The 24,684-nt window shown below is 73.5% G+C and carries 20 protein-coding genes and 1 pseudogene; 12 read left to right on the forward strand and 9 right to left on the reverse strand.

From position 1 onward, the window contains the following. Positions 1-19: 19 nt before the first annotated feature. Positions 20-1,876 (reverse strand): hypothetical protein, encoded by a 1,857-nt coding sequence (locus tag OG462_RS07745; protein ID WP_406055756.1) that lies wholly within the window; start codon positions 1,874-1,876, stop codon positions 20-22. A gap of 422 nt (positions 1,877-2,298) precedes the next feature. Here OG462_RS07745 and OG462_RS07750 point away from each other — a divergent pair. Both OG462_RS07750 and OG462_RS07755 read left to right on the forward strand, forming a co-directional pair. After that, positions 2,299-2,547, forward strand: a pseudogene (locus tag OG462_RS07750) (conjugal transfer protein TraA); the annotation flags it as partial. A 695-nt stretch (positions 2,548-3,242) separates the two neighbouring features. Next, positions 3,243-4,610 carry an MFS transporter gene (locus OG462_RS07755; protein WP_406055758.1) on the forward strand — a complete coding sequence of 456 codons (1,368 nt, stop codon included), beginning with the start codon at positions 3,243-3,245 and terminating at the stop codon, positions 4,608-4,610. Between the two features lie 64 nt (positions 4,611-4,674). On the opposite strand, the gene OG462_RS07760 is transcribed toward OG462_RS07755, so the two are convergent. From OG462_RS07760 to OG462_RS07785, 6 genes are all read right to left on the reverse strand, one after another. Beyond that, positions 4,675-6,567, reverse strand: coding sequence for a helix-turn-helix domain-containing protein (locus OG462_RS07760; protein ID WP_406055760.1), 1,893 nt, complete (start codon positions 6,565-6,567; stop codon positions 4,675-4,677). Between the two features lie 94 nt (positions 6,568-6,661). Then, the gene (locus OG462_RS07765; RefSeq protein ID WP_406055762.1) at positions 6,662-7,513 is read right to left on the reverse strand and encodes a 3-hydroxybutyrate dehydrogenase; all 852 of its coding nucleotides are present in this window, start codon (positions 7,511-7,513) and stop codon (positions 6,662-6,664) included. Between the two features lie 55 nt (positions 7,514-7,568). Next, complete coding sequence (locus OG462_RS07770; protein WP_406055764.1) at positions 7,569-8,051, reverse strand: NUDIX hydrolase; 483 nt, start codon at positions 8,049-8,051, stop codon at positions 7,569-7,571. Between the two features lie 65 nt (positions 8,052-8,116). Then, positions 8,117-9,760: an apolipoprotein N-acyltransferase gene (lnt, locus tag OG462_RS07775; protein ID WP_406055766.1), complete on the reverse strand. Its 1,644-nt coding sequence runs from the start codon at positions 9,758-9,760 to the stop codon at positions 8,117-8,119. 87 nt (positions 9,761-9,847) lie between these two features. Next, positions 9,848-10,420: a hypothetical protein gene (locus OG462_RS07780; RefSeq protein WP_406055768.1), complete on the reverse strand. Its 573-nt coding sequence runs from the start codon at positions 10,418-10,420 to the stop codon at positions 9,848-9,850. A 128-nt stretch (positions 10,421-10,548) separates the two neighbouring features. Next, positions 10,549-11,343, reverse strand: coding sequence for a glutamate racemase (locus OG462_RS07785; protein WP_406055770.1), 795 nt, complete (start codon positions 11,341-11,343; stop codon positions 10,549-10,551). A gap of 58 nt (positions 11,344-11,401) precedes the next feature. Here OG462_RS07785 and OG462_RS07790 point away from each other — a divergent pair, with 58 nt between their 5' ends. The 5 genes from OG462_RS07790 to OG462_RS07810 all read left to right on the forward strand — a co-directional run bounded on the left by OG462_RS07790 (position 11,402) and on the right by OG462_RS07810 (position 17,824). Continuing rightward, a complete protein-coding gene (locus tag OG462_RS07790) occupies positions 11,402-12,610 on the forward strand; it encodes a glycosyltransferase (RefSeq protein ID WP_406055772.1) in 1,209 nt (402 codons plus the stop codon). Positions 12,611-12,995: 385 nt separating this feature from the next. Further along, on the forward strand, positions 12,996-13,499 hold the full coding sequence (locus OG462_RS07795; RefSeq protein WP_406055774.1) for a DUF6643 family protein: 504 nt from the start codon (positions 12,996-12,998) through the stop codon (positions 13,497-13,499). Between the two features lie 55 nt (positions 13,500-13,554). Further along, on the forward strand, positions 13,555-14,379 hold the full coding sequence (locus OG462_RS07800) for an MOSC domain-containing protein (protein ID WP_406055776.1): 825 nt from the start codon (positions 13,555-13,557) through the stop codon (positions 14,377-14,379). Positions 14,380-14,509: 130 nt separating this feature from the next. After that, positions 14,510-15,118, forward strand: a complete 609-nt coding sequence (locus OG462_RS07805; protein ID WP_406055778.1) for a hypothetical protein — start codon at positions 14,510-14,512, stop codon at positions 15,116-15,118. Positions 15,119-15,418: 300 nt separating this feature from the next. Next, entirely contained in the window at positions 15,419-17,824 is a 2,406-nt protein-coding gene (locus OG462_RS07810) for a right-handed parallel beta-helix repeat-containing protein (protein WP_406055779.1), read from the forward strand. Here OG462_RS07810 and OG462_RS07815 read toward each other — a convergent pair. After that, positions 17,794-20,232: a hypothetical protein gene (locus OG462_RS07815; RefSeq protein ID WP_406055781.1), complete on the reverse strand. Its 2,439-nt coding sequence runs from the start codon at positions 20,230-20,232 to the stop codon at positions 17,794-17,796. The genes OG462_RS07810 and OG462_RS07815 overlap by 31 nt on opposite strands. A 134-nt stretch (positions 20,233-20,366) precedes the next feature. Between OG462_RS07815 and OG462_RS07820 the strand changes: the two genes are divergently transcribed. From OG462_RS07820 to OG462_RS07830, 3 genes are all read left to right on the forward strand, one after another. Then, complete coding sequence (locus tag OG462_RS07820; RefSeq protein ID WP_406055783.1) at positions 20,367-21,194, forward strand: DeoR/GlpR family DNA-binding transcription regulator; 828 nt, start codon at positions 20,367-20,369, stop codon at positions 21,192-21,194. Further along, a complete protein-coding gene (locus tag OG462_RS07825) occupies positions 21,191-21,637 on the forward strand; it encodes an SRPBCC family protein (RefSeq protein WP_406055785.1) in 447 nt (148 codons plus the stop codon). Before OG462_RS07820 ends, OG462_RS07825 begins: the two co-directional genes overlap by 4 nt. Before the next feature lie 113 nt (positions 21,638-21,750). Next, positions 21,751-22,251 (forward strand): SRPBCC family protein, encoded by a 501-nt coding sequence (locus OG462_RS07830; protein ID WP_406055787.1) that lies wholly within the window; start codon positions 21,751-21,753, stop codon positions 22,249-22,251. On the opposite strand, the gene OG462_RS07835 is transcribed toward OG462_RS07830, so the two are convergent. After that, positions 22,211-23,353, reverse strand: a complete 1,143-nt coding sequence (locus OG462_RS07835) for a PLP-dependent cysteine synthase family protein (RefSeq protein ID WP_406055789.1) — start codon at positions 23,351-23,353, stop codon at positions 22,211-22,213. The two genes, OG462_RS07830 and OG462_RS07835, sit on opposite strands and share 41 nt — an antisense overlap. Before the next feature lie 177 nt (positions 23,354-23,530). Between OG462_RS07835 and OG462_RS07840 the strand changes: the two genes are divergently transcribed. Both OG462_RS07840 and OG462_RS07845 read left to right on the forward strand, forming a co-directional pair. Continuing rightward, entirely contained in the window at positions 23,531-23,860 is a 330-nt protein-coding gene (locus OG462_RS07840) for a hypothetical protein (protein WP_406055791.1), read from the forward strand. A gap of 180 nt (positions 23,861-24,040) precedes the next feature. Continuing rightward, a complete protein-coding gene (locus OG462_RS07845; protein ID WP_406055793.1) occupies positions 24,041-24,655 on the forward strand; it encodes an ATP-binding protein in 615 nt (204 codons plus the stop codon). The last annotated feature ends 29 nt before the right edge of the window (positions 24,656-24,684 follow it).

A 24,684-nucleotide genomic window follows, 5' to 3' on the forward strand; every position in this document is an offset into this window, starting at 1 on the left:
AACCGGGCATGAGGGGGCGTCAGCCATCAAGCAGCGCCACATGGACAAGATACGGGAGGAGGCGGACGGCCTCCGGATCGTGGTCGAGCAACACCGCGACGGGAGTGCGCCCTTGGGCCCGGAGCGCCTCGACGAGCCCCGCTCGCACGGACACCCCGTCCTCCACCAGGAGCGGCCGGGCGGCCGCCTCCCGGTCCGGTGTGACGGAGGGGACGGTCGGGACGGCGGGGCCGGTGGGAGGGGCGCCCGTCTCCCGGGCGAGCAGGGCGCGTTCCGCGGCGGCCGCAAGGGCCTCGCTCCATGTGGCGGCGACGGCGACGACGGTGTCGTCCCCGAGCCGGATCGCGCAGGCCGGAACGGAGAGCAGCGCGGACAGGTCGTGGGCGACGGGTTCACCCGCCGCACGCAACGCGTGGAGGGCGGCGGGGCCCCCGTGACCCGGGAGCGCGAGCCGGGGGACGCGTACGCCCGGCTGGGCGAGTCGGTGGGTCACCAGCACCTCGCAGTGCCCGGTCAGCGCGGCCTCCACCGCGGCCGCCCAGGTGAGCCCGGCCGCCGCGCCCGTCGGCAGCCGGTAGGGCGTGCCCGGCGCCGGGGCCGGGTACGCCTCGGCCGCGGGGACCAGGCGCAGCCGGTCGGTGACGAGGTCCAGGCCCCAGACCTCACGACCGCTCCGGGCGTTCGGGGCGGCTGCGAGGGTCCCGTACGCGGCGAGCGCGGCGAGCAGGGCCGCGAGGCGGGCGCTCCGGGCGTCCGGTCCGTGACCCCGCACGGTGACACCGGGCGCCTCGGCGGGCAGCGGCCCGAACGGGTCGGGCACCGCGACCGCGCACCCCCACAGGCCGGCCGGCCCCGGCGTGGCCTCCGGGACCGGCCCGAGGAGTCCGGTCCGGGCGTCCGCCACGACGTCGATCCGCTCCAGCAGCCGTGCGGGCTCGACGGCCGCGCCCCCGATCCGCCCGAGGAACGCAACCCGCGCCCCCGTCTCGGTACTGGCCCGTGTGGCCGATCGAGCGGGCCGGGGCAGGGGCACGACGGGGTGCCGGCTGCTGGACGACGTCCGCACGTCGGTACGCACGAGGTACGGCTCTTCGGGGTGCCCGAGGCCGCCTGCGACGCCTCCGACCCGTGCCGCTCCAGCGGCTCCGGCCTCTCCCGCTCCCGCGGCTCCGACGCTTCCCGCTCCTCCCGCTCTTGCGGCTCCGGCGCTCCCGGTCCCTTCTACGGCGCCCGCCGCCCCTGCGCCGCCCCGGCCCAGCCAGGCGCTCAGGAGCCGGTCGGCGATCCATTCCGTCCGCCCGACGGCGAGCACCGCGCCGGCGGGCCCGTCCACCGCACCGCCCACCGGCGCGGCGCCGAAGCCGTCCGGCGCGGCGCCCACCGGCCCGTCCAGCCGGCCCTGCGGCGGAAAACCGCGCAGTCGCCGCCAGGCCGAGGCCGCGGCGGTGCGGTCCGCGGGACCGAGCGGACCGGTCCACAGTTCGTCTTCGTGCACCAGCACCTGCCCCAGCCAGGCCCCGACCTCGGCGCACCGGTCGGCCGTGGCCGCCAACTCGGCTGTCGAACGCGCGACGTGAAGCACGGTGTCGGCGGCCGTGAGCCGCTCCCTCTCCGCCCACTCCGCGAGGCCGCCGAGAGCCTCGGCACCGCCCTCGTCCGTCCGGCGGACCCGGACGTCAGGGCACCCGGCCCGCTCCGCTGCCGCCGTGAGCGCCCGGAGCGCGTGGCCCTCGCCGGCGAGCAGCAGCCGCCCGTCCGGAGCCCGTCCGGGCCCGGTCCCCCGGACGGGCGGGCAGACGTAGGCGTCGCCGTCCGCGCTGCCCTGTGGCGCGACCTCGTCACGAGGCCGGTCGTCGTCACTCCATCGCGGACGCATGCGTCGGCTCCTGTCCCCTGGATCACTGACGGTCGGTCGAGGGGCTCCGCGCCCCCGGCCTTGATGAAAGAGGAAGGAGATAGGCAAACGATCAACGCGGGATATAGCGGGCCGGTTTCCACTCCCCTCCAGCGCGTCCAGCCAGTCGCCGTCGTAGCCCTTCGCCTCGCCGAAGCAGGAGCCGGTCATCCAGTCCTCCCTCGCCTTCCGCATCTCCTCGTCCGTGCGGCCGACGAAGTTCCACCACGACACAGAAATCCGTCCCGCCGACACACACCAGGCCGCTGGTGATGGCGTCCCGCCCGGCGGGAAGGACCCCGGATCGCGCTTTTGTGCCGGTCAGCGCCAAGGTTCCATGGCCGATGATCAGCATGTCCCCAGTTCGCCCGGGGAACGGGCGGCGCTACCTGTTCCGTGGCGTGATGGTCGGCGACGGCCACCGCCCCGCGGACACGCCGCTGCGCTCCGCCCAGGACGAAGCCCGTGTCCCGCCCGGAGTGTGGAAGAGCCGGGGCCTGGCCGCGCTCGGCCTGACGGACGGGGACGTGGTGACCGAGCGGCAGGCCGAACTCCTCCCGGAGGAGGGCCGGCACCCGGACGCCGACCGGATCGAGCGCGGGCTCCTGGCGCAGGGCAAGAGCCCGGAGCAGGGCCGACGGGCGACCGTGCTGGACGGGCGAGGCCCGCACCGAGCCGATGGATCGGGAAGCCGTCAACACCGGCCCGGTGGACGGCAGGGCTGCCCCCGCCCCGAGGACGGCCGGCGCGGCCTGGCCAGCGCCCTCGCGGAGATGTGGCGCCCGACCTTCCGCAGCGGCCGGAGGAGCTCCAGGGCTCCGCCGACAGCCCTGCACAAATGGGCGCCGATGTCGCAGGCGCGGGTCGTACCGCGTCCAGCCGGGCGGCGAGGGCGTCAGGGTCCCGGAGCGCCCGAGGCCCTGGGGAGCCGGACAAGTCCTGAGCAGGCACACATGAGGACCCATCCTGATCCTGAGCGGAATAATGCCGACCGCTGCCATGACGACCGTGCCCGGTCTGCCCCATGTACGCAGGTTCCACTCACTGTAGTCAGCACGAAGTCAGCACGGGAGGGATGAACACGGGTGCTGGCATGGGACTTCAGTCAGCACCGAACCAGCACGGGAGTCAGCACCGCACCACCAAAACGTGCCCGATCAGTGCAACCCGGACAGCCCCTCCCCAGGCCCCTCGAAGGCCTTCGGCAGGGTCGCAGCAGCAGGCCATGGAGGCTGGGCGCACACGGCACACCCGAACTATGGTGTCCCACCACATACGCCGCTGACCTGCGCCTTCCTACGGTATGGCGACACCGAATCGTCCCCGCACTTGCCTGGAAGTGGTGCACATGGCCGCCGCAACTCCCTCCCCGACGCCACCCGGATCGCTGAAGCGCATCGTCGCCGCCAGTCTCATCGGGACCACCATCGAGTGGTACGACTTCTTCCTGTACGGGTCCGCCGCCGCGCTCGTGTTCAACAAGTTGTTCTTTCCCGATTCCGATCCGCTCGTCGGGACCCTGCTGTCCTTCCTGACGTACGCGGTCGGGTTCGCCGCCCGGCCCCTCGGGGCGCTGGTGTTCGGGCACTACGGCGACCGGCTCGGGCGGAAGAAGCTGCTGGTGCTCAGCCTGCTGCTGATGGGTGGCGCCACCTTCGCCATCGGGCTGCTGCCGACGCACGCGACCGTCGGGTCCGCCGCCCCGGTGCTGCTGACCGTGCTGCGACTCGTGCAGGGGTTCGCGCTCGGTGGTGAGTGGGGCGGGGCCGTTCTGCTCGTGTCCGAGCACGGGGACGCCAAGCGGCGCGGGTTCTGGGCCTCGTGGCCGCAGACCGGCGCGCCGGCCGGGCAGTTGCTCGCGACCGGTGTGCTGTCCGCGCTGACCGCGCTGCTCTCGGACGCCTCCTTCGCCGCCTGGGGCTGGCGCATCCCCTTCCTGCTCTCCGGTGTGCTCGTGATCGTCGGCCTCTGGATCCGGCTCTCCGTCGACGAGTCGCCCGTCTTCAAGGCGGCCCTCGCCGCCGCCGAGGAGCGCAAGGCCGTCGCCGGGCAGGTCGAGAAGATGCCGCTGGTCGCCGTCCTGCGTCACCACTGGCGGGACGTGCTGATCGCGATGGGCGCCCGGATGGCGGAGAACATCTCCTACTACGTGATCACCGCGTTCATCCTGGTGTACGCGACCACCGAGGTCGGCCTCTCCAAGCAGACCGCCCTGAACGCCGTCCTCATCGGCTCCGCCGTCCACTTCGCGGTGATCCCGCTCTGGGGCGCGCTCTCCGACCGGCTCGGCCGCCGTCCCGTGTACCTCATCGGCGCGATCGGTGTCGGTGCCTGGATGTTCCCGTTCTTCGACCTCATCGACCGGGGCACCTTCGGCAGCCTGCTCCTCGCGGTCACCGTCGGCCTGGTCCTGCACGGCGCGATGTACGCGCCGCAGGCAGCCTTCTTCTCCGAGATGTTCGCGACCCGGATGCGCTACTCCGGCGCCTCCATCGGCGCCCAGTTCTCCTCCGTCGCCGCCGGCGCGCCCGCCCCGCTCATCGCGACCGCGCTCCTCGCCGACTTCGGCGACTCGACCCCGATCGCCCTGTACGTGATCGCCGCCGTGCTGCTCACCGTGGTCGCCATCGCCTGCGCCAAGGAGACCCGCGACCGGGACCTCGGGGAGATCGAGGAGCGGACCGCCGCCGATGCCAAGGTCGGCGTCGACGCCTGAGACCCACGGCCTCCGTGCACGGCCCGGTGCCCCGCTCATCGATGAGCGGGGCACCGGGCCGTTCTCACTTCCCCGCGACCGCGTCCGAGAGTGCGTGCAGGCGCAGCGCCAGCTGGATCTCCAGGGCACGCGCCGGGGACTGCCAGTCGGGGCCGAGGAGGCGGCCGACCCGTTCCAGGCGCTGGGCCACCGTGTTGACGTGGACGTGCAGTTCGTCCTTGGTCCGGGCCGGGCTCATGCCGCTCGCGAAGTAGGCGTCCAGGGTGCGCACCAGGTCCGTGCCCCTGCGCCGGTCGTACGCGACGACCTGGCCCACCGTCCGGTCGACGAAGCCGTCGATGTCCCGGCTGTCGGCGAGCAGCAGGCCGAGGAAGCCGAGGTCCTCGGCGGCGGCGCCCTGACCGGAGCGGTGCAGGAGCCGGAGCGCGTCGAGGCAGCGGCGGGCCTCCTCGTACGCGACGGCCACCTGGTCCGGGTGGTCCAGGGGCGCCCGTACGGGAGCGGAGGCGCCCACGGTGACCGGTTCGCGCAGGGTGCCGCCGAGGCTTCGCGCGGTCTGCCGGGCGAGGTCGGCGGCGCTCTCGCCGGGGCCGAGGGGCAGCAGCAGGACCGTTCCGCCGTCGCGGGCCGAGGCGAGTCCGTGACGGGTGGCGGCGAGATGGGTGGCGGCCGACCACAGGCGCTGCCGGTCGGCGCTCTCGCGACCGCCCGAGTCGGCCTCGGCCGTGCCGCCGGACCGGTCCAAGCGGGCGGCGAGCACCACGTGCGGGGCTTCGCTGTCGGTACGGAGCCGGGCCGCGCGCTCCCGGAGCAGCCGGCGGTCCCGGTCGGGGGCGTCGAGGAGGTCGTCGAGGAGTTCGCCCCGTACGCGCTGCTCGGCCTCGCCCGCGGAACGGCGGGCGAGCAGGAGGAGGGAGGTGACCAGCGCGGCCCGCTCCAGGGTGCGCTGGTCGACCGGGTCGAGGTCGGGCCTCCCGTGGAGCACGAGGGCGCCGAGGGTCTCACCTCCGGCGGAGACGGCGGCCACCCAGTCGTCGCCCTCGCGGACCGAGTGGCCCCCGGCGCGGCGGGCGGCTCCGGCGCCTTCCTCGGTGAACTCGACGGTTCCGCCGAGGACTTCGGAGACGGCGTCGGCCACGTCGTGGACACCGCCGCCGTGCAGGACGAGTTCGGAGAGCCGGTCGTGGACCTCCGAGGCGCGCTCGATGACTCCGCTGTGCTCGCGGATGATGTCGTTCGCGCGCTCCAGCTCCGCGAGGGCCGAGCGGGTCTCCGCGAGGAGGTTGGCCGTGTCGATGGCGACGGCGGCGTGCGCGGCGAACGAGCCGAGCAGCGCGACCTGTTCGCGTTCGAAGACCCTCGCCCTGCGGTCGGCGGCGAACAGCACGCCGATGACCTGGCTGCCGAGGCTGAGCGGGACGCCGAGGATGGCGACGAGGCCTTCGTCCCGTACGGCCGTGTCGATGGTGCGGGTGTGCTGGAAGCGCGCGTCGTCGAAGTAGTCGTCGGTGACGTACGGGCGGGCCGTCTGGGCCACGAGCCCGCCGAGCCCCTCGCCCATGCCCAGTCTGAGCTGCTGGAAGCGGGCGGAGACCGAGCCCTCGGTGACCCGCATGTACGTGTCCCCGGCGGCCGGGTCGTTGAGGCTCAGATAGGCGCACTCGGTGCCGAGGAGCGAGCGGGCGCGCTGGACGATGGCGCGCAGCACCGCGTCGAGGTCGCGGAGTCCCGCGAGGTCGTGGGCGGTGGCGAAGAGCGCGGACAGTTCCGCCTCGCGGCGCCGCCGTCCCTCCAGCTCGGCCCGGACCCGCAGGGCGAGCTGCTTGGCCTCCTCGAGCTCGGCCAGCACCTCGGGGCCCGCGCCGCTCGCACGGGCGAGCAGCACGGGCCGGTCGTAGGCCTCCGTCGCGGCTCCCCGGGTGAGGAGTTCGAGATAGGAGACGTGTTCGTGGGACATGGACACAGGGATACCTGCCGAACGTGTGGTCGCACCACCCCTGTGGACAACCTTCACAGGGACAACAGCGGCACCAAGGGCACCAGGGTGCCCGTCAGTGAGCGGTCCAGCCGCCGTCGAGTGTGAGGGAGGTGCCGGTGATGAACGAGGCCTGGGCAGTGCAGAGGTAGAGCACGGCCTCGGCGACCTCGTCCGGCTCGATGAGCCGCTTCAGCGCCGAGTCCTTCAGCAGGACCTCGGAGAGGACGCGCTCCGGGGGGATGCCGTGGGCGGCGGCCTGGTCGGCGATCTGCCGCTCGACGAGCGGGGTGCGTACGTAGCCGGGGTTGACGCAGTTGGAGGTGACCCCGTGCGGAGCGCCTTCGAGGGCGGCGGTCTTGGAGAGGCCCTCCAGACCGTGTTTGGCGGCCACATACGCGGACTTGAAGGCGGAGGCGCGCAGCCCGTGGACGGACGAGATGTTGACGATCCGGCCCCAGCCCTGGGCGTACATGTGCGGCAGGGCACCCCGGATGAGGCGGAACGGCGCCTCCAGCATCACGGTGAGGACGGTGTGGAAGACGTCCGGCGGGAACTCGTGGATCGGGCGGACCAGCTGGAGCCCGGCGTTGTTGACGAGGATGTCGGCGCCGTCGGCGGCGGTCTCGGCGGCGTCCAGGTCGGTGAGGTCGAGGAGCCGGGGTTCGAGGCTCCCGGGGAGCGCGGCGGCCTCCTCGGCCAGGGTTTCCAGGCCCTCGGCCGCCCTGTCGACGGCTCTGACCCGGGCCCCCGAGGCGGCGAGCCGCAGCGCGCAGGCGCGCCCGATGCCGCCGGCCGCGCCGGTGACGACCGCGGTGCGGCCGGTGAGGTCGAGGACGACGGCACGGGGGTGGGGTGCGGCGGAGACGGATCCGGGACGGGACGCGACGTCCGATGCGGCACCGTGGGCGGTGATGGGGGCGCTCATGCTCCGCACCCTATGAAGGGCCCACTCCCCCACCGATGTGTGTCGAGCCCATAGTTCAGCTGGTTGCTGTAGTGCGGAACCATGTGGGTTCGTCGGCCAGCGCCTTCTCGATCCGCAGGTACGAGAAGCGCTTCATCTCCGGCAGGTCGTTCACGTCGAACCAGCCGACCTCGGTGGACTCGTCGTCGTTGACCCGGGCCTCACCGCCCACCGCGCGGCAGCGGAAGGACACGTCCATGAACTGGCACTGGTCGCCGTTGGGGTAGACGACGGGCTTCCGGAGGGTCTCGACGAGCACGATCCGCTCGACCTCGCAGCGCACGGCGGTCTCCTCGAAGACCTCGCGCACCGCGCAGTCGGCGGGCTGCTCCCCGGGCTCGACGATGCCCCCGATGACCGCCCAGCGTCCGTTGTCGGCACGTCGGCCGAGCAGTACCCGGCCCTGGTCGTCGAAGACGACGGCGCTCACCCCGGGCAGGAAGAGGAGCTGGTGGCCGGCTGTCTCGCGCAGGGCCCGGATGAAGTCAGGGGTAGCCATGCACCCGACCCTAGATCATCTGTGGATCGGGCCCCGGGCCCGCCTTCCTCGGCCCGGGGTCCGTCTCACTCCGACCGGGTACGCCGGGCCCGTACCGAGCGGAGGGCCGACCAGCCGAGACCGGCGGCCGCGAGCGCCACGAGGAGGGCCTCCGGCAGGGTGCCCATCCGGGTCGCCGGGGTCAGCGAGGAGCGCAGCGGCACCTTCTCGACCAGGACGTCCGGCGTGAACATCTTCGTCTCCGCGACGATCTCGCCGTCGGGGCGGATGATCGCGCTGACCCCGCTGGTGACGGGCACGACCACCGACCGGCTGTGCTCGACGGCCCGCACCCGCGACATCGCGAGCTGCTGGTAGGTCATCTCGCTGCGGCCGAAGGTGGCGTTGTTGCTGGGGACGCTGATGAGCTGGGCGCCATCGGTGACCGTGTCGCGGACGGCCCAGTCGAAGGCCGCCTCGTAGCAGGTGGCGAGGCCGACCTTCGTACCGGCCAGGTCGAAGACGCCGACCTTCGTACCGGCTCCGAAGTCGCGGCTCACCCGGTCGACGTTGCTGTTGAAGAGACGGACGAAGGACCGCATCGGGATGTACTCGCCGAAGGGCTGGACGTGCCGCTTGTCGTACGTGGCGACGGGGCCGCGGTCCGGGTCCCATTCGATGAGGGTGTTGCGGAGCTTGCCGGTCTCGGGCGCGATGACCGCGCCGATCACGGTCGGCACGCCGATCGCCCGGACGGCGCCGTCGATGACATCGGCCGCGTCGGCGTTCGCGTACGGGTCGATGTCGGAGGAGTTCTCGGGCCACAGCACGAAGTCGGGCTGTGGCGCGCGGCCGGCCTTGACGTCCTCGGCGAGTTCGCGGGTGCGGGCGACGTGGTTGTCCAGGACGGCCCGGCGCTGGGCGTTGAAGTCGAGGCCGAGGCGGGGCACGTTGCCCTGGACGGCGGCGACGGTGGCGGTGCCGTCCTCGGCCGAGTCGTCGACGAGCGGCAGGGCCGCGAGGGCGCCGGTGACCGGGACGAGCACGGAGAGCGCGGCGGCGACGAGCGGACCGCGCGGAAGGGTGCGGGCAGCGGGAGCGCTGTCCCCGTCGACTGTGCCGGTGTCCGCACCCGCGGCCCGGTGGGCCCGGATCTGGCGGTACGTCTCGTACAGGCCGAAGCCGCAGAGCGCGACGGCGAAGCCGAGCACCGGAGTGCCGCCGACGGCGGCGAGCGGCAGGAAGACCCCGTCCGCCTGGCCGAAGGCGATCTTGCCCCAGGGGAAGCCGCCGAAGGGGGCACGTGCGCGTGCCGCCTCCGCGAGGATCCACACTCCGGCGGCGAAGACCGGCCACCACGGGAGCCGGGAGACCGCCGCGATGCCGAGGCCGGCGGCGGCCACGAACAGCGCCTCGACGGCTGCCAGGGCGAGCCAGGGGCCCGCGCCGACCTCCTCGCCGGTCCAGAAGAGGAGCGGAAGCAGGAAGCCGAGCCCGGCGAGGTATCCGAGGCCGAACCCGGCGCGGAGCCGACGGCCCCTCAGGGTCCAGCCGAGCAGCCCGAAGGCGGGCAGCGCGAGCCACCACAGGGGGCGCGGCGGGAAGCTCAGATAGAGCACGAGCCCGGACAGCAGAGCCGCCCCGGGCCGTGCGAACCGCCGTAGCCGGGAACCCGGCGTGGGTGCGGGGTCGGCTCCGGACGCTTCGACGGGGGTGATGGTGGCGCTCACCTTGCGGAGTCTACGGGTCGTTCCTGTCGGCCGAGGAGGGCGGGAGGCCCGGACACGGGGCCCGGTGACCTGCCCCGACTCCAGGGGTCACACCGGTCGGCCGGTCGGCGTGGGCGGTGGCGGCGGGGCCACGTCGCGGAGGTGGTCGCGGATGACGCGTACCGCGGACTCGGCGTCGTCGACGGTGACCGTGAACGTCCGTCCGTCGCCGAGGCGCAGGATCAGGCCCTCGCCCCGCCGGACCACCACGGCCGTGCCCTGCTCGGGGCGCCAGCGGTAGCCCCAGCCGCCCCAGTGGCGCGGGGTGACGCTCGGCTCGAAGTCGGCGCCGACGACGTGGGAGAGGAGGATGCGGCGGCGCGGCACGCCGATGTGGCCGCAGCGGACCTCCATGGCGCTGTCGTCGACCTTCACGGCCACATGGACGAAGGCGAGGGTGCCGAAGAGGACGAGCAGTCCGACGGCGACGCAGCCGATCACGGCCATCAGGAGGGGCGCGATGCCCGAGGTCCAGGCCGATTCGACGGCGAGGGTGACGCCGAGGGCCATGCAGGCGGCACCGGCGGCCGCCGCGACCCACTGGAAGCGGTTGGTGGCGCGGCCGGTCCACACGGCGGGCGTCCGCTCGTCGGCGTACTGGTTCCGGGCATGCTCCCTCATATCGGGAAGAGTACCCAGGATCGCCCGGAACAGCGCGACGGAAAGAGTTCGTCCGCGCACGCTCGGCGACCATCCGTCCGCGCATGTTCGTGCACAGCCCAGCGGAGAGCGGTGGGAGTCCTCCCCGTTCAGTGAGCGGGGGCGATCGCCCCGAGGAGCCGGCCTTCGGCATAGCCGAGGGCGATGGCGGGGAGCGGGCCGGGGCGTCCGCTGAGCAGGACGGAGAGGCTCCCGGTGGGGTCCGCGTCGGGGGCGGGTTCCGCGCCGATACGGCGCAGCGCCTGCGCGGCGACGGCGTCGGCGGAGCCGTGGAAGACGAGCGGGGACAGTCCGGCGCGGCCGCGGGCCTCGAGGGCGGCGAGGATGCGCTCCTCGACCAGCTCGTAGTGGGTGCAGCCGAGGACGACGGTGCGGACGTCCCGGGGGGTGAGCGCGGCGGCCGCGGCGACGGCCCGGTCCACGGCCTCGGTGTCGGCGTACTCCACGGCGTCGGCGAGTCCGGGGCAGGGCACCTCGGTGACCTCGGCGCCGTCGGCGAAGTCGCGGATGAGTCCGCGCTGGTAGGCGCTGCCGGTGGTGGCCGGGGTGGCCCAGATGGCGACCTTGCCGCCACCGGCGGCGGCGGGCTTGATCGCGGGCACGGTGCCGATGACGGCGATGTGCGGTTCGAGGGCGGCGCGGATGGCGGGCAGGGCGTGCACGGTGGCGGTGTTGCAGGCCACGATCAGCGCCTGCGGGCGGTGCTCCGCGGCGGCGAGGGCGACGGCGAGGGCGCGCGCCGTGAGGTCCTCGGGGGTACGCGGACCCCAGGGCATCCCGTCGGGGTCGTTCGAGAGGAGGAGATCGGCGTCCGGCCGGAGTCGCCGCACCGCGGCCGCTGCCGGGAGGAGGCCGATGCCGGAGTCCATGAGCGCGATCTTCACCCGGTCACCCTAGCCGATGAGCATTCTGTCCCCCGCGATCTGGGGCAGACTGCCGCGAATGAGCACCCTCTCCTGGTTCGCGCTCGTCTCCCTGGCCGTCTGGGTCTGGCTGCTGCTCGGCCAGGGCTTCTTCTGGCGTACGGACCAGCGGCTGCCACCGGTCGACGGCGGGCGCGCGGACGAAGACCTCCACGCGCGCGTGGAGCCGGATCGCTGGCCGCGTGTGGCCGTCGTCGTGCCGGCACGGGACGAGGCCGAGGTGCTGCCGCTGAGCCTGCCGTCGCTCCTCGCGCAGGACTATCCGGGCGTCGCCGAGGTGATCCTCGTGGACGACGGGAGCACGGACGGCACGGGGAGCCTCGCCGCCGAGCTCGCCGGTCGCCGCGGCGGCCTGCCATTGACCGTGGTGTCATCGGGTGAGCCGGAGCCGGGCTGGACCGGGAAACTCTGGGCGCTGCGGCACGGCATGGCGCTGGCACGCACGCGTGGACCCGAGTTCCTCCTCCTGACGGACGCGGACATCGCCCATGAGCCGGACAGTCTCCGGCTCCTGGTGTCGGCGGCGACGGCGAACGATCTCGACCTGGTGTCGCAGATGGCCCGGCTCCGGGTGGAGAGCCTCTGGGAGCGCCTGGTCGTGCCGGCGTTCGTCTACTTCTTCGCGCAGCTCTATCCCTTCCGCTGGATCAACCGGGCGCGGCCGTTGGCGACGGCCGCAGCGGGCGGTTGTGTGCTGCTGCGGACGGAGACGGCGGTGGCGGCGGACGTGCCGGAGGTGATCCGGCAGGCGGTGATCGACGACGTGTCGCTCGCGCGGGCGGTACGGCGGTCCGGTGGCCGGATCTGGCTGGGGCTCGCGGAGCGGGTCGACAGCGTGCGCCCGTATCCGGGTCTCGGCGACCTGTGGCGGATGGTCGCCCGCAGTGCGTACGCGCAGCTGCGGCACAACCCGCTGCTGCTCCTGGGGACGGCGGCCGGACTCGTACTCGTCTATGTGGTGCCGCCGGTGACCCTGGTGGCGGGTGCGATCGGCGGGGACGGGGTGGCGGCCTGGGCGGGTGGTGCGGCGTGGGCGGTGATGGCGGGGACGTACGTGCCGATGCTCCGCTACTACCGGCAGCCGCTGTGGCTCGCTCCACTGCTCCCCTTCACCGCGTTCCTCTACCTCCTGATGACGGTGGACTCGGCGGTGCGGCACTACCGGGGTGTCGGTGCGGCATGGAAGGGCAGGACGTACGCGCGCCCGGAGGCGGCACCGGACCGGTGACCGGGCCGTCGCTTCGGGCGAGCGGGTCGCCTTCTTAACGGAAATGGTTTTTCCGACACGGGGAGTAGCGCCGTCAATTCGGCGCGTACACAGCGCCCCGGGCATCTGCGGATTGACGCTTAATCATGCCCATGATCACTTCCCCCACCCCTTCTCGGCACCTTTTCTTTATGTGTTCTTCATGCCCGGGGCCCCGGGGTCGGTCCGAGGCGGCCGACCCGCCGGTAACCCCCTCCGAACTCGGCTTTTACATGATCTTGAGACTCAACGGCGCCCGTTTTTGTCACGTTCGCTCGGATTGGGGATCCGCTTCTTCACGAAGCCCGTCAAACAACCCTCTAATCGGGCTCCCCAACCAGCACATCGTGGGCTTAACTTATGTGCCATGACCTCCCCCCGCTCCACCTATGGAGGCGGTTACCACACCGCGCCGTCCTTCCCGGACACCCCGATCTACGACTCCCTGGTCGCGGAGCGGGGCACGCCTCAGATCGCCCCGATCCGAGTGCCCGCCGCCTACGACACCGGCAGCAGCTTCCCGGCCACCGGCAGCAGCTTCCCCTCCAGCGGTTCCTACCTGCCGGCGCTCCCCGCGGCCCTGCCCGCCCTCCCGGCGGCGCCCAGCCCGCAGCCCTCCTACGGCAACGGCTACGGATACCCGCAGCCGACGCCGCAGATGGCCCCCGTGCCCCTGCAGCACGCCCCCGCCCCGTACATCCCGCAGCAGCAGGTGGCCCCGCGCGGCTACCAGGGCGGCCAGTACGCGCAGCCGCCCCGCCCCGCGCCCGCGGGGTACGAGGCGATGCGTCCGGCGGCACCCCGGCCCGCCCCCGCCCCGATGCAGTACGACGACCCGTACAACCGTCCCTACCAGGGCGGGGGTTACTGACCGGCTTTCGCTCTCCGGACGACGTCGGTTCCGGAGCGGCTGGCAGGATGGCCGTATGCCGACTCCTGTGCTCCGCTCCATCCACGTCCACCCGGTGAAGGCCATGCGCGCGCTGGCCCCCACGGAGGCCGAGGTCCAGCCCTGGGGGCTGGCGGGGGACCGCCGATGGGCCGTCGTCGATGCCGCGGACAAGGTCGTGACCCAACGCCGTCACCCCCGGATGGCGTTGGCCACGGCGCAGCCGCTGCCGGGCGGTGGGATCACCCTGTCCGCGTCCGGCCACCCGCCGCTGACGGTCGAGGTGCCGCACCCCTCGTCCACGGTCACGGTGGAGATCTTCGACAAGCCGGTGGAGGTGGTGCCGGCCGGCGCCGAGGCGGCCGGCTGGCTCTCTGCGTACCTGGAGGGCGAGTTCCGGCTCGTCCACATGGACGCGCCCGAACACCGGCGTCCGGTCGACCCGGAGTACGCGCTGCCGGGCGAGACGGTGAGCCTCGCGGACGGCTATCCGCTGCTCGTCACCACCACGTCCTCGCTCGATGCCCTCAATTCGCTGATCGCGCAGGGGGACCACGCCCACGAGGGCCCGCTTCCGATGAACCGGTTCCGGCCGAACCTGGTGATCGAGGGTGCGTCGCCCTGGGCGGAGGACGACTGGACGCGGCTCGCCGTCGGCGAGGTCACCTTCCGGGTCGCCCGGCCGTGCGGGCGCTGTGTCGTCACCACGACGAACCAGTTCACCGCCGAGCGCGGCAAGGAGCCCCTGCGGACCCTCGCCCGGCACCGCAAGAGCGACGGCCGGGTCATCTTCGGTCAGAACCTCGTCCCCGAGCACACCGGCACGGTCCGGGTCGGCGACGAGGTGAAGATCCTGGACTGAGCAGCGCCCTCCCTCCGGCCCTCGACCGAGGATCGGAGGGGCCCGTCACAGTTCACCGGCCCGACAGGCGGGGAACCCTCCCCCGGGGCACACTCGTTGAAGGAGCGGTGAACAACGAGGGGGTGCCGACGTGCGCGCTGCCATCGGACTCTGGCGCTGGCGGCACAATCCCCTGCGCCGGACCACGGATCTCGCCGAGGCCTGGGTCGCGTTCGTGGCGCTCGCGCTGCTCTGTCTCGTGGTGCCCCTGACCGGCTGGGCGGCCGGCGCCTCCGCCCACGGCTCGCTCCAGCGCGCGGTCCGCATCCAGCAGGAACAGCGCGTGCCGACGACCGCCCGGGTGCTCCGGCCCGCCGACCGGCCCGCGCGCGGAGCCCGGACCACCGAGGCGGCCGGCGAGGAGCGGCTGCGCCGCTCCGTCGTGGCCGAGTGGACCGCGCCCGACGGCTCGGCCCGTACGGGAACGGTGACGACGGCCCGGCGGAACTCCGCTCCCGGCGCCACCTTCCCGATCTGGACCGACCGGTACGGGCACCCGGTGGCGCCGCCGATGCACGCGGACACGGCCCGCGCGCACGCGGTCGTCGCCGGGCTGATGGCCGCGCTCCTCGCGGGCCTCATGGTGGAGCTCGTCCGCCGCCTCGCCGTACGCCGCCTGGTGCTGCAGCGGTACGCCCGCCTCGACCGCGCCTGGGCGGCGACCGGACCCGACTGGGGCCGCACCGGCACCGGCAGCTGAGGCCAGGGCCGAACCGGGGCCGGACCGGAACCGGCAGCTGAACCCGCGACGGAACCGGGGGCCGAATCCGGCGGCCGACGAGGCCGGCGCGTCCGGGGGCCGACGGGGCCGGCGCGCGACCGAGCCCGACCGACCTCGACCACGCGCGACCGGCCCCTGACCGCGTGTGACACGCGCCGGACACCCGCCCCACCCGACGTACGAGTACGGGCCCACGACCCGTCAACCCCGTGCCCCCGCGCGCGCTACGGTGGGGCATCGGATCAGCGGCGAGGCATGAGGCGGGGGCAGGACACACCCATGGCACAGGGCACGGTCCAGGTGACGCACACCGGCACATCGCGGTGGCGGCGCCGCACGGGTGAGTACCCCTCGCTCGCCGCCGCACTCGAGGCAGCCGGCGACGGGGACGTGCTGACCATCGCTCCCGGCACCTACCGGGAGAACCTCGTGGTGCGGCGGGCCGTCACCCTGCGCGGCCCCGAGGGGGCGATCGGCTCGGTGCGGATCGCGCCGCCGGACGGGGTGCCGCTGACGCTGCGCGCCTCCGTCACCGTGCAGGACCTCCACATCGAGGGGCAGGACGTCGCCGCGCCGGCGCTGCTCATCGAGGACGGCACCCCCGAGCTGCTCGACCTGCGGATCATGACCCGCTCGGCGGCCGGGATAGAGGTGCGGGGCGCGGCCCGGCCGACGGTCCGCCGCTGCACCGTCGACAATCCCGCCGGGGTCGGCATCGCCGTACTCGACGGCGCGGGCGGGGTCTTCGAGGAGTGCGAGGTGGTCTCCGCGGGGCAGGCGGGCATCTCGGTGCGGGGCGGGGCGCATCCGCGGCTCGAACGCTGCCGGGTGCACCACGCCTCCGGTGCCGGGATCGCCGTGACCGGCGAGGGCAGCGGCCTGGAGGGCGTCGGCTGCGAGGTGTACGAGATCAAGGGCGCGGGTCTCCAGATCGCGGCCCGTGCCACCGCCCACCTCACGGACTCCTCGGTGCACCGCACCTCGGGGGACGGCATCACCCTCGACACCGACGCGGTGCTCACCCTCTCCGACTGCGACATCCACGACGTCCCCGAGAACGCGGTCGACCTGCGCTCGCGTTCGGTCCTGACCCTGACCCGGTCGACCGTGCGCCGCTTCGGCCGCAACGGCCTGTCGGTCTGGGACCCGGGGACCCGGGTGGACGCCAACCAGTGCGAGATCCACGACAGTACGGGCGACTACCCGGCGGTGTGGGTGAGCGACGGGGCGACCGCCGTCCTCGACGCCTGCCGGGTGCACGACGTACCGGACGCGCTGTTCGTCCTCGACCGGGGCTCGCGCGTGGACGTCGTCGACAGCGATCTCTCGCAGGTGCGGAACACGGCGGTGTCAGTGAGCGACGGGGCGACGGCCCAGCTCGACGACTGCCGGATCCGGGAGGCGTCCACGGGCGCCTGGTTCCGGGACCACGGCAGCGGCGGCACGCTCGGCGGCTGCACGATCGACTCCGTTCAGACCGGGGTCATCGTCACCAAGGGCGCCGATCCCACGATCGACCGGTGCACGGTCACCTCGCCCGCCGAGGCCGGTTTCTACGTGTCGGCGGAGGGCCGCGGCTCCTTCACCGGCTGCCGGGTCACGGGCAGCGGCGGGTACGGGTTCCATGTCACCGACGGCTGCCGGACCACCCTGCGCAAGTGCCGTACGGAGCGGTGCGCGCGCGGCGGTTACGAGTTCCCGGAGGAGGGCGCGAGCGCCGAGGACTGCACCAGTGACGAGAGTGCGGTCCGCTCCTCCGTGCCCGACGGCGGGACGGTCCTGACGGCCACCCAGTCGGCGGGGCTGCTCGGGTCGGTCCCCGCGCCCCGCACCCCGGTGGCCGTACCCGTCCCGGCCGCGCCGGAACCCGACGCCCGCTCCTCGCAGGACGTGCTCGGGGAGCTGGACGCCCTGGTGGGTCTGGAGAGCGTCAAGCTGGAGGTACGCACCCTCACCAACATGATCGAGGTGGGGCGCAGGCGTCAGGAGGCGGGGCTCAAGGCCGCCTCGGTCCGCCGTCATCTGGTCTTCACGGGCAACCCCGGCACGGGAAAGACCACGGTGGCCCGGCTGTACGGCGAGATCCTGGCCTCCCTCGGCGTCCTTGAGCGCGGTCATCTCGTGGAGGTCTCCCGGGTGGACCTGGTAGGCGAGCACATCGGCTCGACGGCGATCCGTACCCAGGAGGCGTTCGACCGGGCGCGCGGCGGGGTCCTGTTCGTCGACGAGGCGTACGCCCTGTCGCCGGAGGACTCGGGCCGGGACTTCGGCCGCGAGGCGATCGACACGCTGGTGAAGCTGATGGAGGACCACCGGGACGCGGTGGTGGTCATCGTCGCCGGGTACACGGCGGAGATGGAGCGCTTCCTCACGGTCAACCCCGGTGTGGCGTCCCGTTTCTCACGGACCATCACCTTCGGCGACTACGACCCGGACGAGCTGCTCCGGATCGTGGGGCAGCAGGCCGACGAGCACGAGTACCGGCTCGCCCCGGGCACGGACGAGGCGCTCCTCGTGTATTTCACGAAGCTCCCCAAGGGCCCGGCCTTCGGCAACGGGCGTACGGCGCGGCAGACGTTCGAGTCGATGGTGGAGCGGCACGCGGGCCGGGTCGCCGAGCTCGCCGAGACGAGCACGGACGACCTGACGCTGCTCTATCCGGAGGATCTGCCCGAACTCCCCTGATCGGCAGGCGAGTTCGGATCGCGCTGGTGGGGTACGGCGGGCGGGAGCCGGTCCAGGAGGGCGCCGCGCCGGTGGGCGAACGCCGGGTCGGCCTGGTAGTCGGAGTGGCCCAGGATCGGTTCGGGCAGCGGGTGTGCGCGGGTCCGGCCGTAGGCGACCGGGTCGAGCAGGACGGATCCGTCGACGGCCGGCCTGCCGTCCTCGGCGGGGACCCGGACGGGTCCACCGATGGGGTCGGTGGCGCGGTACAGATTGCTCCAGCAGTGGACCGTACGGTTCAGGGCACGCAGCGCCTCCGGGCCGAAGTAGGCCGGGAACCAGCGTCCGTAGAGCCGCTCCAGGGGTGAGCCGTAGGTGAGGAGCGCGACGCGGCCCCGGGTGGCGGGCGGCAGCTGCCAGACGGCGGCCGCGGCGAGGACGCTGCCCTGCGAGTGACCTGAGATGACGAGCCGTCCGCCGGTGCTGCGGGTCCAGGAGCTCATCCGCCAGGTCAGGTCGGGAACCGCCCGTTCGGCGTAACAGGGCGGGGCGAACGGGTGGGCGGCGCGTGGCCAGAAGGTGCCGACGTCCCAGAGGATGCCGATGGTGCGGCGGGCGGAGGCGTCCCGGTAGGCGCGGCGGCCCCAGGTGACGAAGAGCAGGAAGCCGAAGCCGATCATCCAGGAGCCGATGGCCTGGGTGGCGGTCGCGAGGGAGGCGAGGGCGGGGTGGGCCCCGTCGAAGGCCCGGCCCGGGACGTTTCCGCTGGCCCAGGCGCCGGCGACGGAGCCCGCCCCGAGGAGCAGGGTGGCTCCGGAGACGACGCCGACGAGGACGGGCGCGGAGTCGGTGAGCGACGCGCGTGCCCGACCGGCCGCGATCTGTCCGGTGCGGACGGGGTCGCGTTCGTCGCCGGCGTCGTAGTCGGCCTCGACCTCGGTGCGCAGGCGCTGTCCGGCGAGCACGGTCCGTACGGCGAGGAGGACGGCGGGCACGAGCAGCAGCAGGAGCAGCACGGGGATGACGGACGCCTGCCAGCTGAGCAGCACGGGCGGGCCGATCCGCGGACCGCCGTCGCCCATGCCGGGGGTGGCGGGCCCGTCGAGCCAGTCGGCGACCCGCTGGGCGACGCCGCCGGACATGACCCCGGCGAGGGCGCAGGCGAGCATGGCGACGGCCGGTCCGCCGAGTCCGCGCAGCGCGGTACGGGGGTCCCTGCGGGGCCGCTGGAGGAGAAGGGCGACCACGCCGAGGGCGACGACGAGGCCGCCTTGCGCGAGGGTGAGTCCACCGAAGGCGACATTGCCGGGCAGGGCTCCGCCGGAGGCCCAGCCGGGGCGGGACCAGCCGGCGTACAGGGCGGTGAGCGCGAGCAGGGCGAGCGAGATGCCGGGCAGCCAGGAGACGAGGGCGCGTTCGACGCGCAGGTCGAGGCGGCGCTCGCTGCGGCCGCGGCGGCAGACCACCCAGACGACGAGCAGAGCGAGGGCGGCGACGGCGGCCTGGAGGACCCGGCCGAGGACGGCGCCGGCGCCCGGGGTCGTCATGTCGTACCGGCCGGTGGCCGTGGCGAGGGCGGCGGCGACGGTGAGGAAGCCGGCGGCGGTGTGGGCGGCCCTGAGGCGGGCGACGAGCCGGCGCCCGTACCAGAAGCCGGGGCGGCCGAGGGCGGGCCGCAGCTCGACGGGGCCGGGGCCGTCGTCCCCCCGGTCGGCGGTCTCCGTGTCGGCGCTCGGATCCGCGACCGGGTCCGTTGCCCCCTGGTCGGCCCGCGTCTCCGCCACGGGGTCGTCGTAGCCGGTGGGCGGGCGCTGGGCCTCGTACGCGCTCCACGTCCGGTTCGACAGGTACCAGAGAAGGCCGACGAGCAGGGTCGGCACCAGGGCGGCGAGGGCGAGGCGGCGGCCGGGCTCGGACCACCAGCCACCCCTCGCCTCGGAGAGGAAACCGAGCCAGGAGTATGCGTCGGTGCAGGCGGTGCTCGCCGCGCACTGCCAGGCCGTCAGGTCGAGGGCGACCTCGCACGCGGCGGCGGTGAGCAGCACGGTGAGGGTGAGGGCGACGAGCCGGACGAGGACCCCGTACAGCCGGACGAGCCCCGGCCGGCCCTGGGCGGGCGGGCGCATCCAGTGAGCGAGGTTGGCGACCATGAAGGGCAGGAGCAGCAGCCACAGGGCGCGGGCGCCGTCGCCCGAGGTCAGGTTGGACCAGACGTACGCCTCCGGGACCGGGCGCGCCGCGTACCGCTCCGGGTGGTCCTCCGCGTCGACGTCCTCGGCGCGCCGGTGCATGGCGGCGGTCCGGTCGCCGGTGATCCGTACGGTCCTGGGGTCGTCGAGCATGTCCTGGGGGGTGGCTCCGCCGACTCCGTGGACGAGGAGTTCGAGCGCCGCGCCCCCGCTCTCCGGAGCGGGTGTGGCAGGGGACACTGAGGGGACTTCCTCTCAGGGTGGGAAGATGCGACGTCGGCACCAGGATCGCGGACAGTGGTGCGCCCGCGCACCGTTCCTCACCGAATCCGACAACCATCCCCTTGTCTCCTGCGGAAGGACCGGCCCCGGCGGTGACTGACAACCAGAACCTCCTCGCGGAGCAGCGGCGTGCCCTGATCCTCGACGAGGTCCGGCGGCGCGGCGGTGTACGGGTCAACGAGCTGACCCGGCGCCTCAGCGTCTCGGACATGACGATCCGTCGCGACCTAGACGCGCTGGCCCGGCAGGGCATGCTCGCGAAGGTGCACGGCGGGGCCGTTCCGGTGGTCGAGGCGAGTACCCACGAGCCGGGCTTCGAGGCCAAGTCGGTGCTCGAACCGAGCGCCAAGGACGAGATCGCCCGGTCCGCCGCGGCTCTCGTCGCGCCGGGCAGCGCGATCGCCCTGTCCGGCGGGACGACGACGTACGCCCTGGCCAGGCATCTGCTCGACGTGCCGGACCTGACGGTGGTGACGAACTCGGTCCGGGTCGCGGACGTGTTCCACGAGGCCCAACAGGCGGGCACCGGTGGGGAGTCGCGGCGCGGAGCGGCCACCGTCGTCCTGACGGGCGGGGTGCGCACGCCCTCCGACGCCCTGGTGGGCCCGGTCGCGGACCGGGCGGTCCGCTCGCTCCACTTCGACCTGCTGTTCCTCGGGGTGCACGGCATCTCGGTGGAGGCGGGGCTCTCCACCCCGAATCTGGCGGAGGCCGAGACGAACGGATGCCTGATGCGGTCGGCGCGCCGGGTCGTGGTGGTCGCCGACCACACCAAGTGGAGGACGGTGGGCCTGAGTTCGTTCGCCGCCCTCGACGAGGTGGACACCTGGGTGACGGACCGGGGCCTGCCCGAGGACGTACGGGCCGAGGTGGCGGAGCACCTGCCGGGACTCCTGGTGGCGGGCGAGGAGCAGGCGTGAGCCTCTTCCGGGTCGAGCGGACCGTGCCGCTCGGCCCGGAGGAGGTGTGGCGGCGGCTCACGGACTGGCCGGCGCACGGCCGCCAGGTGCCGCTGACCCGCACGAGGGTGCTGACACCGGGGCCGAACCGGGCCGGCACCCGCTTCACGGCCCGTACCGGCATCGGCCGGCTGTCCTTCGACGACCCGATGGAGGTCGTCCGCTGGGAACCACCGGGGGCGGGGGCCGGCCGGTCGGGCGTGTGCCGTCTGGAGAAGTCCGGCCGGGTGGTACGGGGGTGGGCGCTCGTCGAGGTGACAGAGATGGCGGGCGGCGGGAGCCGGGTGGTGTGGACGGAGGAACTCTCCGTACGGGGCGTGCCGCGGGCCTTCGACCCGGTGCTCGCGTGGGCGGGTCGGGCCCTGTTCGGGCGGGCGGTCGACGGGCTGCTGAGGGAGGGGTGAGCCGGTGCGGTGGAGTGAGCCGGGCCACCGTCCGCGCCCCTGTGCTGTTGACAATCCGTCAGCTAGGGTGCTCTTTCGCTTCCGTCCTGTTCCGTCCTGGGGAGGTTCGGTCCATGGCACGCCGACTGAGGCCGGTGGAGCTCGACTTCACCGCGTCCGCGCCCGTCCGTCTGGTCTTCACGGCGACCCTCGCCGCCCCGCCCTCGGCCGTCCACCGGTCCCTCGCCGTGGAGGTGGGGAGCCTGCCCTCCTGGTTCACCGCGGTCAGCTCCGCCGTCCCGTCGGGCGACGGGGCGGGCCGGACGATCCGCCTCCGGGGCGGGATCGTCTTCGAGGAGACGATCCTCGCCTCCGAGCCCGACGCCCGGTACGCCTACCGCGTGGACTCGACGAACGCCCCCGGCGTCACGGCCCTCGCGGAGGAGTGGGCCCTCTCCCCCGTCGGGAGGGGCACCCGGCTGCGGTGGACGATGGCCGCCGACGGCGCGGCCCCGTTCCGGCTCGCGCTGCGGCTCGCGGGGCCGGGTGTGGGGTTGTCCTTCCGGGACGCCGCGCGCCGGCTCGACCGGCGGCTCACTCCGGCCAGGCCCCCGTCGCCAGGAAGCGTTCGATAGCGGCGCTGTACTGGCCGATGTCCAGGCCCTGGGAGGCCAGCCAGTCGTCGGAGTAGTACTTGTCCAGGTAGCGCTCGCCCCCGTCGCAGATCAGGGTGACGACACTGCCGGTCCGCTCGTGGGCGACCATATCGGCGATGATCTTGAAGGCGCTCCACAGGCCGGTGCCGGTGGAGCCGCCCGCCTTGCGGCCGATCGCGGCCTCCAGGGCACGGACGGCGGCGATGCTCGCCGCGTCGGGCACCTTCATCATGCGGTCGACGGCCCCGGGCACGAAGCTCGGCTCCATCCGGGGGCGGCCGATGCCCTCGATCCGCGAACCGCAGTCGGCGGTGGCGTGCGGGTCGTGGTGCGTCCAGCCGTCGAAGAAACAGGAGTTCTCGGGGTCGGCGACACAGATACGGGTGTCGTGCTGCATGTAGTGGACGTAGCGGGCGATGGTCGCCGAAGTGCCGCCGGTGCCGGCGGTGGCCACGATCCAGGCGGGCTCCGGATAGCGCTCCAACTTCAGCTGCTGGTACATCGATTCGGCGATGTTGTTGTTGCCGCGCCAGTCGGTGGCCCGCTCCGCGTAGGTGAACTGGTCCATGTAGTGGCCCCCGGTGCGCTCGGCGAGCGCGGCGGACTCCTCGTACATGGTGCGCGAGTCGTCGACGAAGTGGCACTGCCCGCCGTGGAATTCGATCAGCCGGCACTTCTCGGGGCTGGTCGTGCGGGGCATCACGGCGATGAAGGGGACGCCGATGAGCTTCGCGAAGTACGCCTCGGAGACGGCGGTCGAGCCGCTGGAGGCCTCGATGACGGGCTTGCCCGGCCGTACCCAGCCGTTGCAGAGGCCGTACAGGAAGAGGGAGCGGGCGAGGCGGTGCTTGAGGCTGCCGGTGGGGTGGGTGGACTCGTCCTTGAGGTAGAGGTCGATGCCCCACTTCTCGGGGAGCGGGAAGCGCAGCAGGTGCGTGTCGGCCGAGCGGTTGGCGTCGGCCTGGACCTTGCGGACGGCTTCCTTGAGCCAGGACCGGTACGCCGGATCGCTGCGGTCGACGTCGACGGTCACCGCGGCGGCGGTGACACCGCTCTCCACTGTGTTCTCGGTGGTGCTCATCCGCGCCTCTCCTCGGTCACTTCCCTGGGGGTTCCCCACTGCCGACGATACCGCTCTCACCTGGGCAAACGTTTCCTTTGACTCTCCATAGGGATGACTTGCGGAGGGGGCCCCTGGTGCGCGCCCCGGCGGCCCGGCACACTGGAAGCGGCAACCGGGTGAAAGGGGCGGATCGGTATGTCGGAACCCGAGTTCAGCGCCAGGGGCGTTCGGATCGCCCGCTGGCCGCGTTCACTGACACGCGCCGGCGAGGTACGGATCGAGGACGGGCGGCTCGCCCTTCTCACGAGTTACGGCAGCGAGATCGACAGCGCGCCCGTGGCGGCGGTCCGGGCGGGGCGGCCGTGGTTCGCGAAGCCCGACGAGGCGGTGGCCACCGTGAACGGCACGCGCTACCGGCTGACCCTCCACAAGGACGGCGACACCGGGGGCGCCGGCCACGGCGCGTCGGAGGAGTCGGGGCGATTCCTGGCGGCGCTGAAGCGGGCGGCCGGCGGACGCCGCTGAGTCGGCCCCTCGGGGGGCGCAGGTCGCCGTGAGTTGCGGGACGCTCACCACTGGTTCACGCTGGAACCACCTCACCGAGGGTTGACCGGTGGTGACAGTGCGCTCAGTCGCCACCCTGCTGTACCGCATGTGAGATCCGAATCTTCGTCTTCTTCCGGACTACTTCGGGGAGTCGCAGCCGTGATCAGCGAGCCGAGCAGGTATTACGCGGTGGAGCTCCAGGCCCTGCCGTCGCGGATCGGACAGGTCCGCAGGATTGTCTCCGCGCATCTCCGTCATTGGCATCTCGACCCTTTGATCGACCATGCCGTGCTCGGTGTCACCGAGCTTCTGACGAACGTCCACCGGCATGCCCAGCCGGACAAGCGGTGCACCGTCGAGATCGAGCTGCTGCTCGACCGGCTCACGGTCTCCGTCCGGGACCACGACCCCCGCATACCGGAGGCCGGCTTCCTGGACCCGCTCGACGCCGACGACGGTCTCGCCACGTCCGGTCGCGGCCTCGCCATCGTCGGCGCGGTCAGCGAGAGTTGGGGTGTCCGCCCCTGCGGGGCCGATGGGAAGGTGGTGTGGTTCACGCTCGCCGCGCCGCCGCCCGCCGTCCCGGTCGAGACGCGTGCGTACGCCGTGTACGGCTCCACGACCGAGGGTCCTTTCCTGGGGTTCGCGCCGTTCCCCGGCGTTCCTCTCAGTGCCCCGGCCGACCCGGCCCCGGCCCCGGCCGTCGAACCGGTTCTCGCGCCGGCCCCCGCCGTGGCCACGGCCCGCCGGGTGCCGGCGGGCCGCGCGGGCTGACCGGGGCCGACAGCGCGGCCCCGGTCCCG

Source organism: Streptomyces sp. NBC_01077, from assembly GCF_045162855.1.
Lineage (GTDB): Bacteria > Actinomycetota > Actinomycetes > Streptomycetales > Streptomycetaceae > Streptomyces.

Bases quoted from the DNA above. Each gene is read 5' to 3' on its own strand.
- OG462_RS07755 (WP_406055758.1), top strand. From the start codon at position 3,243: ATGGCCGCCGCAACTCCCTCCCCGACGCCACCCGGATCGCTGAAGCGC.
- OG462_RS07795 (WP_406055774.1), top strand. From the start codon at position 12,996: ATGACCTCCCCCCGCTCCACCTATGGAGGCGGTTACCACACCGCGCCG.
- OG462_RS07765 (WP_406055762.1), bottom strand. From the start codon at position 7,513: ATGAGCGCCCCCATCACCGCCCACGGTGCCGCATCGGACGTCGCGTCC.
- OG462_RS07840 (WP_406055791.1), top strand. From the start codon at position 23,531: ATGTCGGAACCCGAGTTCAGCGCCAGGGGCGTTCGGATCGCCCGCTGG.
- OG462_RS07770 (WP_406055764.1), bottom strand. From the start codon at position 8,051: ATGGCTACCCCTGACTTCATCCGGGCCCTGCGCGAGACAGCCGGCCAC.
- OG462_RS07790 (WP_406055772.1), top strand. From the start codon at position 11,402: ATGAGCACCCTCTCCTGGTTCGCGCTCGTCTCCCTGGCCGTCTGGGTC.
- OG462_RS07830 (WP_406055787.1), top strand. From the start codon at position 21,751: ATGGCACGCCGACTGAGGCCGGTGGAGCTCGACTTCACCGCGTCCGCG.
- OG462_RS07780 (WP_406055768.1), bottom strand. From the start codon at position 10,420: ATGAGGGAGCATGCCCGGAACCAGTACGCCGACGAGCGGACGCCCGCC.
- OG462_RS07760 (WP_406055760.1), bottom strand. From the start codon at position 6,567: ATGTCCCACGAACACGTCTCCTATCTCGAACTCCTCACCCGGGGAGCC.
- OG462_RS07835 (WP_406055789.1), bottom strand. From the start codon at position 23,353: ATGAGCACCACCGAGAACACAGTGGAGAGCGGTGTCACCGCCGCCGCG.
- OG462_RS07810 (WP_406055779.1), top strand. From the start codon at position 15,419: ATGGCACAGGGCACGGTCCAGGTGACGCACACCGGCACATCGCGGTGG.
- OG462_RS07745 (WP_406055756.1), bottom strand. From the start codon at position 1,876: ATGCGTCCGCGATGGAGTGACGACGACCGGCCTCGTGACGAGGTCGCG.
- OG462_RS07800 (WP_406055776.1), top strand. From the start codon at position 13,555: ATGCCGACTCCTGTGCTCCGCTCCATCCACGTCCACCCGGTGAAGGCC.